General features: G+C 60.4%; 10 protein-coding genes. All 10 read right to left on the bottom strand.

The annotated features are described in order from the left end of the window. Window positions 1-14: 14 nt before the first annotated feature. The 10 genes from AAEZ10_RS22280 to flgK all read right to left on the bottom strand — a co-directional run bounded on the left by AAEZ10_RS22280 (window position 15) and on the right by flgK (window position 16,190). Window positions 15-2,930 (bottom strand): glycosyltransferase family 2 protein, encoded by a 2,916-nt coding sequence (locus AAEZ10_RS22280; RefSeq protein ID WP_350571035.1) that lies wholly within the window; start codon window positions 2,928-2,930, stop codon window positions 15-17. A gap of 54 nt (window positions 2,931-2,984) precedes the next feature. Further along, window positions 2,985-3,722 (bottom strand): cephalosporin hydroxylase family protein, encoded by a 738-nt coding sequence (locus tag AAEZ10_RS22275; protein ID WP_273527179.1) that lies wholly within the window; start codon window positions 3,720-3,722, stop codon window positions 2,985-2,987. A gap of 17 nt (window positions 3,723-3,739) precedes the next feature. Further along, complete coding sequence (locus tag AAEZ10_RS22270; RefSeq protein WP_350571033.1) at window positions 3,740-4,810, bottom strand: class I SAM-dependent methyltransferase; 1,071 nt, start codon at window positions 4,808-4,810, stop codon at window positions 3,740-3,742. Beyond that, the gene (locus AAEZ10_RS22265; protein WP_350571031.1) at window positions 4,800-5,672 is read right to left on the bottom strand and encodes an NAD-dependent epimerase/dehydratase family protein; all 873 of its coding nucleotides are present in this window, start codon (window positions 5,670-5,672) and stop codon (window positions 4,800-4,802) included. Before AAEZ10_RS22265 ends, AAEZ10_RS22270 begins: the two co-directional genes overlap by 11 nt. Then, window positions 5,669-6,229: a dTDP-4-dehydrorhamnose 3,5-epimerase gene (rfbC, locus tag AAEZ10_RS22260; protein ID WP_350571029.1), complete on the bottom strand. Its 561-nt coding sequence runs from the start codon at window positions 6,227-6,229 to the stop codon at window positions 5,669-5,671. The genes AAEZ10_RS22265 and rfbC overlap by 4 nt, the downstream gene beginning before the upstream one ends. Continuing rightward, on the bottom strand, window positions 6,226-7,308 hold the full coding sequence (rfbG, locus tag AAEZ10_RS22255; protein ID WP_350571027.1) for a CDP-glucose 4,6-dehydratase: 1,083 nt from the start codon (window positions 7,306-7,308) through the stop codon (window positions 6,226-6,228). The genes rfbC and rfbG overlap by 4 nt, the downstream gene beginning before the upstream one ends. Continuing rightward, window positions 7,290-8,063 (bottom strand): glucose-1-phosphate cytidylyltransferase, encoded by a 774-nt coding sequence (gene rfbF / locus AAEZ10_RS22250; protein WP_039761130.1) that lies wholly within the window; start codon window positions 8,061-8,063, stop codon window positions 7,290-7,292. The genes rfbG and rfbF overlap by 19 nt, the downstream gene beginning before the upstream one ends. A gap of 802 nt (window positions 8,064-8,865) precedes the next feature. Further along, window positions 8,866-12,453, bottom strand: a complete 3,588-nt coding sequence (locus tag AAEZ10_RS22245; protein WP_323167816.1) for a glycosyltransferase — start codon at window positions 12,451-12,453, stop codon at window positions 8,866-8,868. Between the two features lie 109 nt (window positions 12,454-12,562). Further along, complete coding sequence (locus AAEZ10_RS22240) at window positions 12,563-14,131, bottom strand: flagellar hook-associated protein 3 (RefSeq protein ID WP_130929577.1); 1,569 nt, start codon at window positions 14,129-14,131, stop codon at window positions 12,563-12,565. A gap of 13 nt (window positions 14,132-14,144) precedes the next feature. After that, a complete protein-coding gene (gene flgK / locus AAEZ10_RS22235) occupies window positions 14,145-16,190 on the bottom strand; it encodes a flagellar hook-associated protein FlgK (RefSeq protein WP_073472814.1) in 2,046 nt (681 codons plus the stop codon). Window positions 16,191-16,211 lie beyond the last annotated feature (21 nt).

The following is a 16,211-nucleotide window of genomic DNA, read 5'->3' as shown; positions in this document are numbered from 1 at the left end:
TCCTGTCGGCCTGCTCAGGCGAGCAACTGCGCCCAATTGATCGAGGCGTTTTCGCCCAGAGTGAAACCTTTGCCGCTCAGGGCCAGGTTGGCGTTGTACGCCGGATCCTGGGCAAAGGCGTCGGGCCATTTTTCACGCAATGCCGCCAATGCCGCTGGCGCCTGTGGCAGCTCGCCGGTGTGCAGCACCTGCACCAGTGGCGTCCACACGGTGAGGTAACCGGCCTGACCGGCCTTCAGGCACAGATCGACATCGGCATAGCCGTCAGCGAAGGTCGCTTCGTCGAGGCCGCCAAGGGCATTGAACAGCTCTTTGCCAACCATCAGGCACACCCTGGAGACGGCCGAATAATTCTGCTCGACAACCAGCCGCTGCATGTAGCCCACGGCCTTGTGTTGCTCGCCGATGAAAGGCGAACCCACGCCTTCGTTCAGACCAAGAATCAGACCGGCATTGGCGACTTTGCCATCGCGATCGACGAGTTTGGCGCCGACGATGCCGACTTCAGGACGCTGGGCATGGTTGAGCAGCGAATCGATCCAGTTCGGATTGACCACTTCGCTGTCCGCGGCCAGCAGCACCAGGTATTCACCTTGCGCCTGCTCACTGGCGGCGTTGAACAAGGCGACTTCGCTCAGCGGCTGGTCGGCGCGCAGGACATTGACCTTGGCGTGGCGCAGCGTTCCCAGCCAGTCGTTGACCGCTGCCGACTGCTTGCCGTTGGCTGCCAGCAGCACTTCGTAGCGGCTGTAACGTGTTCGTAGCAGCACACCTTCCAAGCACCGGCGCAGCGCCGGCAAATCATCGATGACCGGCACAATGATCGAAACCAGTGGCTGCTCAGTGTGGCGATAATCGATCTGCCAGGTGCCCGGCGCCGCCGAAGTGACCTTGGCCTTGTAGCCGCGGTTGCCAAGATGGCGCAGCAATGCCAGACGCTCGTGGGCGTTTTCTTCCAGAGGCGCCTGCTCGGTGATCAGCAGCGGCTCGTCGAGATGCGCGAGACCGTCAAGTCCGCCCTGTTCGATGATGCGCAGCAACAGATCGAATTCCAGCGCCTTGCTGAAGTCGGCCTGATAACCGCCAGCGTCAAGCAGCACCTGGCGACGGATCAACCAATGCCGCGCCATCAGCGACGGCACGCTTTGCAGCAGATCCAGGTTGAAACCGGGGCGGAATACGTCGACCAGTGCGCCGTTTTCCTTGCGCTGGATTTCATCGGTGGCGACCGCACGCACACTCTCGGCACCCATCAGTTCAAGGCTGGCGCGCAACAGGCCGCTAGCGGTGAACTCATCACCGGCCTGAGCCAACATCAACCAGTCGCTTGGCGACTGCTGAGCGCTCTGGTTGAGTTTGTCGACGAGATTGCCGGGCGTGACACGGACAAAGTGCAGGGTGTTCTGCGCAGTGGTCGCTGCCGGCGCTTCACCAGTGGTGAACACGACAATCCTGAACGCTTTGCAGTGCCCCTCGACCAGGCTGTCGAGCGACACCTGCAACTTGTCGATGTCGTTGTCCAGATCAAGCAGGAAGATACCGAACTGCTGACCACCACCTTCGGCAGCCACGTGTTGGCTGATCGACTCGAGCTGCTCGATGGCAGGCGCACGTGCAGCCAGCCAATTCAACAAACGTCCCGATTGCATCTTGTCGAACGTGACCTGATGATCGTCGACCGTCAGCGCCTCGAGGCGGGCGACCCATTCATGCATGGCTTGTGCCGCCGTCTCGTCACCGAGCACTTGCAGCTGCGCAGCCAGACGCTTGGCAACCACCTGGTTGAACGCATTCAGATCATGCGCCTGCCACAACCGGTCGACCACGCTCTCCGGCGTATCGTTATTGCGCGCCTGGAGCAGATGCGCCTGACGCGTCCAAATGCCTTCCAGCCCTTCCAACTGGAGGCGACCCGCCGGCAGGGTGTGCATCATGAATTCAAACTGTTCCAGAAGGTCGAAAAACGTCTGGTTGTAGAACGGCATCTCAACGTACTGCAGTGGGCCGAAGCGCCGATCAGGCCGCCGCAATTGCTGATTCCAGGTCGACTCGAAAATCAACTCGGCAGTCAGCGCCCGGCGGACCGCCAGACTCTCGGCCATCGCCGCAAAGCTCTCCAGAACAAATGCCTTGGCCTGCCCTGCATCGAGGTTCTGGATACCGGTCGGCAGCGAGACGAGGAATTGGGCAAACGCCTCTCGTTCGGCGACCGACTTGCCATCAACATAGGTCAGCGAGTGATACACGTCGGTATTGTGTTCGGATACGCCGTAGTTGATCTCGCGTACCACATAGGGAATCGGCAGGATCCGTGCCTTGGCGCTCGCCAGCAGGAAATACACGTGCCCGATTTCCTGCCATTGGAAATTGGTCCCCGGCGGCAATGACGAGTGCCAGGTTTTCATCAGGTCGGTACGGGTCACCGCGTAGAACGGCGGGATGTACTGACTCATGTAGTCAATGACGCGATCCTGCGCCCGCTCGGACGAATAGTCTTCCTGAACCTTCTTATCCCGGCGGTAGTAGTTCACGCCATCGGCCTTCGCCAGGTACATCAGGCAATAGCCGTGGCACATGCCATAGTCACGATTGGCCTGAAGAAAGCCGACAGACTCGCAGAGCGAATCGAACACGATGAAATCGTCATCCGCCGCCAGCACCATGTATGGCGTGCTCAGTTGCTCGACGCCATAGGCCAGTTTGGCCTGCATCCCCCAGTAGGCGAATTGCGGTACATGATGATAATCGACGGCGGAAAAATCGCCTTCCGGACGTTCCGGCGTGGAATCCAGCACCATGATTCGGCAGGGCAAGCTGCTGTAATACTTCACCGCACGGCGCAGGAACGCCGGCCGGTTGTGAGTAATCAGCACCACCGTCAACAACTCGTTGAGCGGTAGCGTCAGTTCAGAACTGTACTTGCCTTGCATAACTTCTCTCCACAACCGGCGACTCGCCGAAACAACGCTGGGTAATGTTGCGAATTAACGAACGCGGCGCAGATAACCGTCCGGCGCCACGGTGATCAGCAGTTTGTTCTGCATCTGCCGATCGATCTCGAAATCCTTGTTCTCTTCGAGGTATTTCCACACGGCGGTTTTCGGGTTATCGCCATGACCCCACGGGCGATCCGGAAAAAAGTCCGCCGGCATGTCTTCAACCACGGTGTCCATCACCACGCAGTAGCTGTCCACCGAAACCAGCGGCGCGTACAAGCGCAGCTCCTCGAGTACGTGGTCGTGGGTATGGTTGGAATCGAGGACCAGAATCACTTTCTTGCCCTCGGCAATCGCGCGGACTTTCTGCGCGGTCGCCTCGTCGATACTCGAACCTTCGATCATCTGGATGCGCTTGGCCATCGGGTGGCTTTCGATGGCCTCACGGTTGTGCGGGCGAATGTCGAGGTCGATGCCCAGCACTTCGCCGTGGCCCTGCAGCTCCAACAGCGAGGCGTAATAGATGATCGAACCGCCATGGGCAATGCCGCATTCAATGACCAGGTCCGGTTTGACCTGCCAGATGATCTCCTGCATCGCCATCATGTCTTGCGGCAACTGGATGATCGGACGGCCCATCCACGAGAAGTGGTAGCTGTATTTATGGCGGGCCGATTCGTTGAAGAAATCCCGGGCCAGTGCTACCACTTTCTGGTCATCACCCTGGCGCGCGATCTCTTGTTGGCATTCGGCTTCGAAGGCTTTGTGGATGTTGTTTTCGGTCATCTTAATAATCTCAAGGGTCACTGAAACGAAGCGCTGTCGACGGCGTGATAGACGTAGCGTGCGCCAGTCATCCGCTTGATTTCTTCGAGGTAGTTGGAATTCATCACAAACAGATGGGCGCCTGCAGGCAGCGCATCCATGGCCTCTTGCGGCGAGGACACCCGCACGCCACTGAGCGGCAGGTAACGGCCCTGCTTGGCCGGGTTGATGTCGACGACGCGATCTACCGCCACGCCGGCGCGCTGCAAGGCCAATGAATAAATCACGCCCTTGGACGAAGCGCCCCAAATGGCCGAGCCCTGTGCGGGCGCGGATTGAATGATCTGCACGGCGCGATCGAGACTGGCGGTAAAGGTGTTCGACAGCTTCAGCAACGACGGCGTCTCGACCGGCGCCCGTTGCAGCGTCGAGAGATCGGCAACGATGTACAGGTATTGGCCACCGAACAGATGCCCGGCCTCGAGCACGGTGCCGAACATTGCGCGCAAGTCGGCGAGACGGAAGTAATTGACGTGCTCATAGAACACGTCGAACCAGGCATTGTGCTCGACGATCCAGTCAAAGCACGGCACTTCGATATAAATCTGCCCGCCCTGATTGGCTGCAGCCATTTGCGCGAGAAATGCCAACGGATCGCTGATGTGCTCCAACACATGGCGCAACACAATCGCATCCGCTTCCAACCCCAGCTCGCGGGTGAACGGTGCCTTGATCACGTCAGGATTGTCACCTTCATACGAAGGGTCGATCCCGGTAATGGCGTAATCTTTGCCCCGCAGCATCTCAAGGAAATAACCTTTGCCGCAGCCGACCTCAATCAGGGTCTGGCCCTTGAAGTGCCGGGCGAGGATCGCTTCGACGGCATTGAGGTGCGCCTGAAACTGCACCGAGTGCGCCTGTTCGTTCTGATAGTCGGCGTCATAGCTCAGCTTGTCGGCATCGAAGGCCTGGTTGAAGATCAACCCGCTTTGGCTGTCCTGTACCAGAACAATGTCTGCAGACCCAGAGGCCCGCGCCTCTTCGGCGCTGGCAAACGTGCGGTTCTGCAATACCGGCAGTCCGGTCGCGCGATAAAGCTCATGCAGCATGTTCTTGCCCCTTCAGTTGCGAGATTCGCTGAGCATCACCCCAGAACGCCATGGGCTCATGGGCGGAATAACCGTAATGGCCCAGGTTCAACTTGATCGTCGAGTGGCGTTCGCGGACACGCTGTTCAACCAGCGCGCGTACGGAAATCGGCTGGCCGCTGCAGCAGTTGGTGACGCCGTCGACATCAGGCCGGCCGATCAGCGAAGCCAATTGCGCGGCCGCCTCGGTAATCTGCAGATAATCACGCAGCTGGTCGCCCATCGACATATTGAACTGCGCCTCACCGCCATCGATGGCGCGGTCGAGGCTGGCCAGCAGGCTGTTGCTGTTCTGCCCTTCGCCATAAAGGTAAAACAACCGCGCCCATTGCAGGGTGAACGCCTGCTCGCGCTGCAATGCTTCAAGGAACAGGCGCAAGGTGTGCTTGGCCAGACCGTAAGGCGTGCAAGGCTGGGGCAAGACCGACTCGGCCAACGGGCCGCTTTGCAAGCCGTATTCAAAGCAAGTCCCGGTGACCAGCACCTGGCTCACCCCTGCCACGACCGCACGCTTGAGAAACGCGTAATCGGCCGGCAGGTTGCGTTCGAAATGAAACAGCGCCTGATAGTTAGGCAAGCCGCTCCAGGCCAGATGCGCGACGACATCCACGCCATCAACCAAGCGCTCGACATCAAAGTCTGGCGCATGCAGATCGGCGGCGACAAATTCCACCTGCGCGAACCACGGCAAACTGCGAGCCGAGTCGAGGGTGCGCGCAACCGCACGCACTTTGAAGCCTTTGGAAAGCAAAGCGCTGACCAAGTGGCGACCGACGAAGCCGGTGGCGCCAGTGACCAGCACAGTGGTGGTGGTCGCCGTCAAAGCTCGACTCCCTGAAACTGTTTGTCGAGCAGCGGATGACTGGAATCCTTGGCTGACAAATTCTTGACGGGCAGCGGCCATGAGATCGCGAGTGCCGGATCAAGGGCCGACAAACCCGCTTCATGCTCCGGTGCGTAATCGGCATCGGTGAGGTACAGCACTTCCGATTCATCGGTCAGTGACTGGAAGCCGTGGGCAAAACCGGCAGGAATCAAAAAACTGAGGCCATCAGCGGCGCGCAGTTCTTGCGCATGCCACTGCAAATACGTTGGCGATTGCGGCCGCAGGTCGACCGCCACATCCCAGACCGCGCCGCGCACACAAGTGATCAGCTTGGATTCGGCATAGCCGGCTTTCTGAAAATGCAGACCGCGTACGCTACCTTGGCCGACCGTGCGCGAATGATTGATCTGGCGGATCGCAAAAGGACGCCCCTGGACGGTCAGACGACTCTGGCAGAACAGCCGGGCGAACCGCCCGCGCTCATCGCAGAAGACTTTCTGCTGGATGAGGTACAGGCCCTCCAATGGCGTTTTCTGCAGGGTGTAATCGCTCATGAACGCTCTCTGTACAGATTCAATTGGTTCAAGGTAACGGCGCGCATGTCATCGCCGTGTTGCCACGCCAGATGCCAGCCAAGCGTCTGCGTCAGGCATTGTTCCAGCGTCCAGCGCGGTTTCCATCCAAGCATCTGCCGCGCGCGGCTGCTGTCCAGACGCAGCAGACCGGCTTCGTGCAGCTCACTCGGTTCGATGCGCAGACCGCGGGCCTGCGGCCAACGGTTGGCGAGCAGTTCGACCACTTCACCGACGCTGCACATGTCGGCCTCACCGGGACCGAAGTTCCACGCACCGGCGTATTCCGGGCCGTACTCGTAGAGAGCAGCAGCCAGTTGCAGATATCCGGCCAGCGGCTCCAGCGCGTGCTGCCACGGGCGCACCGCTTGCGGGTAACGCAGGATCACTGGCTCGTCGGCGGTCCAGGCTTTCAGTACGTCGGGAATCAGTCGTTCTGGCGCAAAATCACCACCGCCCAGCACATTGCCGGCGCGTGCGGTAGCCAGGGCCAGACCGTGTTCGGCATGTTTGTCCACCGGGAAGAACGACGCGGCATAGGACTGCGCGAGCAATTCGCAGCAAGCTTTGCTGCTGCTGTAAGGATCGTGGCCACCGAGGGCTTCATCTTCGCGGTACGGCCACAGCCATTCCTTGTTGGCGTAGACCTTGTCGGTGGTGACCAGCACGCAGGCCCGCACGCCGCCGACCTGACGAATCGCTTCGAGCAGGTTCAGCGTGCCCATGACATTGCTTGAATAGGTGCCGAGCGGATCGCGATAGCCTTCGCGCACCAACGGCTGCGCCGCCAGATGCAGGACGATCTCCGGTTCGGTCTCGGCGATGATTTCCAGCAAGGCGCCGAGGTCACGCAAATCGCCGCGCTGGTCGTTGATGCCTTCGTGTACGCGCGCCAGTTCGAACAGGCTCGGTTCAGTCGACGGATCCAGGGAAAAACCGCTGACTTGCGCACCAAGGCTTTGCAGCCAAAGGGTCAGCCAACTGCCTTTGAATCCAGTGTGTCCGGTGACCAGCACGCGTTTGCCACGCCAGAACTCCGCACTCAAGCCCATTGCTTCCATGGGGCCTCCCCGCTCTGCCACAGCGCTTCGAGATGGTTCTTGTCACGCAGGGTGTCCATCGGCTGCCAAAAGCCGGAATGTTCGTAGGCATGCAGCTGTTCCAACTCAGCCAGTTGCATCAACGGCTCGGCTTCCCAACTGGTCGCATCGCCGGCGATGTAAGGCAGCACCTGCGGTGACAGGACGAAAAAACCGCCATTGATCCAGCCGCCGTCACCTCGCGGCTTCTCGGTGAAGCCCATGACTTGGTGGCCTGTGCGTTGCAACGCACCGTAACGGCCTGGAGGCTGCACGGCCGTAACGGTCGCGAGCTTGCCGTGCGCTTCATGAAAACGGATCAAAGCGCCGATATCGATATCCGAGACGCCGTCGCCGTAGGTAAAACAAAAGGCTTTCTCGTCCTTGAGATAAGGCGCAGTGCGCAAGAGCCGGCCACCGGTCATGGTTTCTTCGCCGGTGTCGACCAGCGTGACGCTCCACGGCTCGCTGTAATTCTGGTGCACCTCCATGCGGTTCTCGCGCATGTTGAAGGTGACGTCGGAGGTGTGCAGGAAGTAGTTGGCGAAGAAGTCCTTGATCGCATAGCCCTTGTAGCCCAGGCAGATGACGAAGTCGTGGATTCCATGGGCGGAATACTGCTTCATGATGTGCCAGAGAATTGGCTTGCCGCCGATCTCGATCATCGGCTTGGGCTTGAGGTGCGACTCTTCACTGATCCGCGTGCCGAGGCCACCCGCCAAAATTACTGCCTTCATCGTCTCCCCTCTTGTTCTTCACCGGGCTGCGCATGGCTTTGTTGAGCGTTGCGGGCCTTGCGGCGACACTTTTTGCCGTTCCGGGCGCAAGTGCAATGACCGCAAGCGCTCGTTTTATGGCGATTTGAGGGGGACTTGCAGGAAACGCGCCAGCTTCAAAATCATTGACAACGAGGAACAACAGGCCGGAGCAAAAAAAAAAGCCCCTCACCCTAGCCCTCTCCCGGAGGGAGAGGGGACTGACCGCAGTGGATGCGAGCGCTATGCCGACCTGAAATACCGAGTCGAACACAAATTCTGAAAAGCCCAAAGATCGGCTCCCTCTCCAGGGGGAGAGGGCTGGGGTGAGGGGCAAATCCACCGAAATCCCAAGCCATGCGACGCTTCTAACCACTCAACAATGAGCGCCAGCTCGAGTGCTCTTGATCTTGCGTCACCGGCTACATCGGAAGGCTGAGTGGAGGGATTGATCCGGGCGTGGGAGCGCAGCGACCGTCTGGCGCAGCCAGACACAGCGGACGTAGGTGCAGCGAAGCAAACCGTAGCCGCTGCGCCCGGATCGATCCCGCAGCGAAGGGACCCGAGCCTGCGAGGGCCGAACGCAGGAGCAAGCGTTTTGGGTTACCTTTTTGCTGGGCCGGCACTCCGGCGTTTGAAAAAGGTGACTCGCCGTAAGGGCGAAACCGCCAGCCGCCGCAGAGAAACATCCGAACATTCACACCAAACAACCCCAAGCCTGGTCGGCCCAAAGGCCGCCAAGGCTCCAAAAAAAGGCGACCCGATAGGTCGCCCATCTGAAAGATCAATCCGCCAGCCAGCCATACTCCCAATGGCGCAAGTTATCGCCGCGCAGAACATAGTCTCGCAGCACCACCTCACGCAGTTCATCGCCCATGCGATAACTGGCATCCGGGTCAGCCAGATGCATGCGGATCGCTTGCAGCCACTCATCGGTCGTGTTGGTCTTGACCCGGGTGCACGGCAAGTAGCCGCGATAGGCCTCGGTATCGGTGCAGACCACCGGAAAACCGCAGGCGCCATACTCGAGCAACCGCAGATTGCTCTTGCAGTCGTTGAAGATGTGGAACTCCAGCGGTGCCAGCGCCAGATCGAGGTTCAGGCTGGCCAGTTTTGCCGGATAGACATCCAGCGGGATCACTCCGTGAAACTCATGCATGTACGGCAGCAAATCATCCGGGCACATGCCGAAGAAAACCCAGTCGACTTCGTTGGCCAGTTCGCGCACCACGTCGGCGATCACTGCCAGATCGCCATGGTGACTGGTGCCGCCCCCCCAGCCGACACGGGGCTTTTTCGAGGTGCGACGCTGGCTGCGCAGGTGTCCCCACAAATCCTGAGCCAACATGTTCGGCACCACGCGTATGTCGTGGTGCATGTCCGACAGCGCGTTGGCCAGTGGCGCGGTTGAAACGACCACGCGATCGCACAGGCCGATCGCTCGGCGCACCATACGCTCCATGTCCGACTTGCCCGGCATGTTGCGGATATGTGCATTGCGATGGGGAACGTCGATGACATAGTCGTCGAGTTCGAAAATCCGTCGGGCATTGAAGAACTTCTTCAGCGGCGGAATTTCATCAATGGCATGCTCCGAATAGCGCCCTTGCAGGACGATCACATCGGGGGACTGACGCTCGATATCGATGATCGACGGTAAGCCGTAGCAGACCCGTCCCTCCACCCGGTTGGCCGCTTCCAGCTCGATCATTGGCTGACTCATGCGGTAGTGACCGATGGCAGAAGCATTGATCGGAACCGCGAGCACGTTCGGCAGTTGCGCCTTGGAGAACGCGCTCCAGCCAGTACGCAGGCCCGGTTCAAGGCTGAAGTTGCTGGCGCCAACGCCCTGCAACGTCAGGTTGACGTTATAGGCCGGGTCGCGCGCAACCAGTGGCAGCCAGCGTTGATAGAAGGTGTCCTTCTCCTCGGCGTGCTGCGCTTGCTCTTGCTCCGTCGCCGCGATAACTGGCTGCGTACCCACCGCCAGCACGGCGTGCGGGTTCATCACCACCAGATAACCGTCGCGACCAATGCGCAGGCACAGATCCACGACACTGAGCGTTTGCTTGAAATCCTGCTCATCAAGACCGCCGGCCGCTTCGAATACCGATTTGCGAATCATCATGCAGTCGCCACCGACCGCGCTCAGATCATGCACAGCTTGCAGTCGGTGCATATACCCGTCCGCCTGCATCGGCTGGCCGTAGAACGGCAGTCCCGCCGGCCCATTCAGCCCCAGGATGAGACCGGCGTGCAGCACCCCACCGTCCGGGTTGAACAGCTTGGCGCCCACCACCCCGACTTCAGGGCGTTGTGCATGATTGAGCAGCTCATCGAGCCAGTCGGCCTGGGTGATTACCGCAAAGGCGTTAAGCATCAGCACGTACTCACCGCGCGCCTGGCGCGCGGCGAAGTTGTGCACAGCGGCGGCATCGCCCTTTTGCGCATACCGCAGCACGCGAATCCGGTCGCTGCCCAGCTGCGCCATGCCGTCCAGCCACGCCCGCGCTTCAGCGCTTTCGCTGCCGTTATCAACCAGGAGCAATTCGTACTCGGTGTAGGCGGTTTTCTCCAGCAGCGTTTCGACACAGCGCTGCAAGGCGGCAGTCTGGTCCTGAGTGACGATGATCACCGACACCAGAGGGCGCTGCGCGTGACGGTAGTCGACACGATTGAGCAGCCCGTTCTGGCGGATTTCATGAGCAATGCCGAGGCGCTGCAGATGCGCCTCGAGAATTCGCCGACTTTGCTCCACCACGCCAGGCTCGGTGAGCCATTGCGACAGGTCGAATTTCGACTCCAGCAATACCTCGGCGATATGACCGACAACCTGCAGGCCATCGCTTTCGACCATCCGCCAGAGCATGTCGTGTGGCGCCAGTTCGGCGAACGTTGGCGCAAATCCACCGAGGGCGAGGAAGCGTTCGCGCTGGAATGCCAGCGCTCGGCCGACGTATGGATAACTGCGCATGAGGTCGAGGTTGAAGTCCGGTTTGAACGCCGGTTCCGCCGATTCGCCGGCGCGCACGCTGCCTTCATCACTGTACAGACACGTCAGCGACCGCGAATGCGCGATGCGATCGGCCATCACCAGCAATGCCGGTGCCACCGGGCGGTCTCCCGGTTGCAGCAGATAGAACCAGTCGGCGCCTTCGAGTTGTGGCAACAGCGTATTGATCTGCTCCAGACCGTCACCCTGCAACGGCATGTGGAACACGCGATCCTGCAACACTGCTTCGGTACAGGCTACGGACAGTACCAGCACCAGCTCCGGTGGATAGTCCTGTGCAGCGAGCGCTTGCAGGGTGCGCTCGAGACCGTCGCGGCTACCCTGCGCATCGATGACGATCGGCACGATCCTCGGCTGCTGCGGCCAGCCAGCAAGCGTTTCCGGCAACCATTGGCGCTGCGTCTCGGTCAGCACCCGACACGCCAGCCACTGCGCATAGAGCTCGCCGAAACTGAAGCTGTCGACACCCACACCCAGCTCCTGGCGGCTTTGCTTGGTGCCAAGGGTACGGCTCAGCGGCAGTTCTTCCCAAACGCGAGGCGACTCGTCGGCGCTCGTCAGTCGCACGTAGCGAACCCAGCCCTTTGCGGGCGCCGACTCGCCGCTGCGCACTTTGAGCATTTGCGAAAGCCACTCGCGCTCAACCTCGGCAGCATCCTTCATCGGTTGCTGCGCGCTCAGGCGCTCAGGGTAAAGTCGCTCGGCGCTCAGGACATTGTTCGACGTCACCATGTTGCCGCGCCGCAACAGACACACGTACAAGGCAAAATCCAAGGTCGCGACGAAGCATGCACCTGCTTCAGTCAGAGCGGGCAACAGTTCGGCGACATCGGCACGCCGGAACAACGCACTGCTGAAGCCGCCGAGTACGTTGACCGGAAATTTTTCGAAGATACTGAGGACATCGTCGCCTTTGAGCAAAGCGCTCACAGGTGATAGCGAGCTGTTTTCCAAACGGGCCGGCAGAATGATGTCGTTGGCGTCCCACAGCAGCCGCTGAGCGATCACCAGACTGACTTCTTCGCGCTGTAACTCATGGGCTTGCTGTTCGATACAGGCCGAATACAGCAGGTCATCGTCACACAGGAATTTGATGAACTCGCCGCGCGCCTGTTCGAGGCAGGCTTTCAGGTTGCCCACCAGCCCCAGCGTCTGTGGATTGCGAACGTAGCGCACTTGGGCCCCGGTCTGCTCCATGACCAGGCTGACGATGTCCTTGATCTCGTCACCACGACTGTCATCGCACACGACGATGTCGAGATTGCTGTAAGTCTGGCTGACGGCACTGTTCAGCGTGCGCTCGAAAAAGCGCGGATTGAACGCAGGGATGGCAATGCTGACGAGAGGAAGTGAATTCACGGCGGGCTCACAGGCGGTACGAGCCCGCTCGCAAAAACGAGCCCTTGATACCGCAAAAAATCATTAACAGAGGCACAACGTTGGCGGGCGCGCTCGCGCCCGCCAATCATCAGATCTTGTTGAACAGACCCAACTGACTGATCTTGCTGAACGCCAGTTGCGCGGCTTGCAGCATGGTCTGTTGCAGGGTCAGACGGGTCATGACTTCAGCCGGATCGGAATCACGGATCGAACCCTGGGTCGTGCTGTTCGCCGTGGTCAGGCTGTCGTTGGTGATGGCCTGCATGTCCAGCGCCTGGCCGCGCGCACCAATGGTGGTGACTGCGGTGCCGATCTGATTGGCGGCAGCGTCGATGTTGCCGAGGCCCGCCTCCATCGCGCCCTGCAATTTCTGCTTGGCAACCGGGTCGCCGTCAACCGGCGTATTCAGCGCGGTGATCATCTGGCCCAGGGTGTCGAGCACGTTCTGGGTCTGGTGATTGTTCGGCTGGATCGAGAACTGATCGCCAGCGGCCGGCGTGCTGCCCAGCGCGAAGGTCACACCGGCAGCGGTGGCGTTACCGCCGGCCACCGTGCCCGAGGAAACCGGCTTGCTGTCGGCGGTCACTGGCGCGGCATACAGATCGAAATCGGTGGCGCTGGTGAACTTGAGCACCGCGCCGCCCTGCGGGAAAGCTGCGGTGTAGGCTGCCTGATCGGTGATGGTCGAACCGGTGATCACGCTGGTCGACGGGTTACCCGGATTACGCGTGGTGGTGAACGAGTCCGGCGAGGCCGACAGCTGGAAGCTGTGCCCTGTGATAACGGCGTCCGGATTGGTATCGCCGGCCTTCAGGTTGACGTTCAGCTTGAGGTCGACGCCGCGGAAACTGACAGTCTGGTTGGCGCCGCTGCTGTTGCTGATCAGGCCATTTTGGCTGGCCTCGGCGGTCACGTCGTTGCCCAAAGCATCGGTGATCTTCAGCTGGGTGCTGCTGACGAAATCGATGGTATACGGCTGCCCGGCAGTGAACTTGGCGTCGTAGGTAGCGGCAGTGCCGACGGTGCCGTTGGACAGCACGACACGGCCGTCATCGACGGCTGGCGCGGTCATTTTGGTGTTGGTGCGGCCGGTGTTGATGGTCTGCTGGAACGCGTCCCAACCGGTGGTGTTGGTACCCACGGTCATGCCGTCGCCGATGCCCAGATCGATGGTGGTCTGGTCGCCGTTGTAGCTGAACGTGCCGTCAGAATTCTTCGAGTACGGTGCGGTATCGGTTTTCGAACCGGAGAACAGATAGTTGCCGTTGGCATCCTTGGCGTTCATCAGGCCCAGCACTTGTTGCTGGATCTCGCCCATCTCCGAGGCGTACGCCTGGCGGTCCTTGTCGGTGATCGTGCCGTTGTTCGCGGCCAGCGCAAGTTCCTTGGCCCGTGCCAACGCCGTGGTGATCGAATCCAGCGTGGACTCCTGCACGTTCAACGCACTTTTGGTGGTGTTGACGTTGGTCTTGTACTGATCGAGCATCGCTGCCTGCTGGCCCAATTGCAGCAAGCGCCCGGCACCGATCGGATCATCGGCGGCGGTGTTGATACGCTGCAGGCTGCTCGCCTCGCTCGCGGTGGCAACGGCCTTGTTGAAGTTACGCTGATAATCCGAAGCTTGCGTTCCGTAATACTGGGCGGTGGAAATGCGCATGAATTACGACTCCTTAAAGGCTGTTGATCAGCGTGGCGAAAGTTTCCTGCGCAGCTTTGATGATCTGCGAAGACGCTGTGTAGTACTGCTGGTACTTGACCAGGTTGCCGGTTTCTTCGTCCAGGTTGACCCCGGAAAGCGAATCGCGGGCACCCTTGGCGTTCTCCAGAATCGCCGTGGTCGCGGCGCTGTCGGACTTGCCTTGGGCGGTCTTGGTACCGACGTTGGTCACCAGGGTGTTGTAGGCGTCGGTCAGGCTGATGCCCTTGCTCGCCGAACCGGTGTCCACGGTCTGTTTGGTTTGCAATGCGACCAGTGCCTGGGCGTTGCGGTTGTCCGAAGACGCCGCGCCGGTCAGGTTCATGGTGAAGGTCTCGCCGGATTTCGGCGTGCCGCCCACGGTGGTTTGTACGGTGAAGGTCTTCTGCACGTTCGGCGTGACGGTAGTGTCCATCACCGGGTTGCCGCTGGCATCGACGATGCCGACTTTCAAATTCAGCGTGTTCGATTGGCCAGGCACGATGGTGCCGGTGCCGATGGTCGCGCCCTTGGCGTCGACCAGGTTGTACGACTGGCTGCCACCGCTGGCTGCGCCGAACACCAATTTGACCGGTGTCGAATTCTTCAGCGCCGCCTGCATGTCAGCCTGGGCGGTCGGGTTGTAGATGTCGATCTTGTCGCTGAGCGTCGGCTGGGTGTAAGTGCCCAGACCGTTGGCGCTGGCGACGCCGGTCAGCGGACCTGCCGCAGCGATTTTCTTCGGATCGGTCAGGACCGTCTGAATGCTCGCCGCCGCGTTGCGGGTCGGCGTGATCTTGAACGAGTCACCCGCGCTCAGCGCGCCGCCATTCAAGGCCAGGGTGAAACCGTCGATCACTGGCGGCGGATTGGTCGTGGTGCTGAATGCGCCCAGATCGGTGCCGTCGGAACGTTTGACGGTGTAATCGGTGGCACTGGTGAAGGTCACCTGATAATCGCTGGTGGTCAGCTTGCCGGTGTCCTTGATGGTCACATCGAGGTTGCCCGAACCGGCGCTGTTGCCGTCCTTCGCAATGCTGCGCTGACTGATCAGGGCGGCACTGTTGATGTTGTTGAAAATCGCCGCGCCGAAGTCACCGTTCTTGTCGATGCCCTGGGCTTGCTGGCTGTTGATCTGATCGGCAATCACCAGAGCGACGCGACCGAGCTCGTTGAGCGACGGGTCGAGGACTTCCTTGCGATAGGTCAGCAGACCGCCGATTTCACCACCGCTGATCACCGAAGTGATGTCGATGGTGCTCGAACCGCGATCCATCTGGATCGACATGCGCGACGGGTCGGTCTTGCTCGCAACCATGCTCAGGCTGTTGGTGGTGTTGCCGATGACCAGCGGCTGACCGCTGCCGACATAGATGTCGAAGCTGGTGCCGCGCTCGACGACCTGGGCACCGGTCAGTTCGGAGAGCTGACGCACGGCTTCGTTACGGCTGTCGAGCAGGTCGTTCGGCGCCCCGCCACTGGTGGAGATTTCACCGATCTTCTGGTTGAGATTGGCGATCGCCGTGGCGAGCTTGTTCACCTGGGCGGTCATGTCGCCGAGGCTGCCGTTGATGGTGGTGTTCTGATCGTTGAGCTGCTTGGCGAGGGTATTGAAACGGCTGGTCAGCGCCTGCGCGCCGGTCAGCACCGACTGACGCGAAGTGTCATCGGTGGCCGACGTCGATACGCCCTGCATCGATGTGAAGAATTTCTGCAGCACACCGGTCAGGCCGGTGTTGGTGTCCGACAGCATGGCGTCCAGCGGCGTCGCCTGCTTGAGAAACGCAGCCGATTCGCTGTCCAGCGAAGTCGCGGTGTGCAGCTGCGATTCCAGGTACGAGTTGTACACCCGGCGCACGTCAGCCAGGGTCGTGCCCGTGCCGATGAAAACGCTGCCGTACTGCTGCGAGGACTTGGTGCCCTGCACGGTTTGCTGACGTGAATAACCGGCGGTGTCGACGTTGGCAATGTTGTTGCCTGTCGTAGCCAGAGAGGACTGGCTGGCCGACAGTCCCGACATCCCGATATTGAGCAAACTCATGGTTCAGACCTTATTACCTGG

Origin of the sequence: Pseudomonas sp. H26/SER47-MNA-CIBAN-0231 (genome assembly GCF_040310465.1) — a bacterium.
Taxonomy (GTDB): domain Bacteria; phylum Pseudomonadota; class Gammaproteobacteria; order Pseudomonadales; family Pseudomonadaceae; genus Aquipseudomonas; species Aquipseudomonas atacamensis.
Note: the sequence above shows the minus strand (reverse complement) of the source record. Positions and strands in the feature narration are given on the sequence as shown.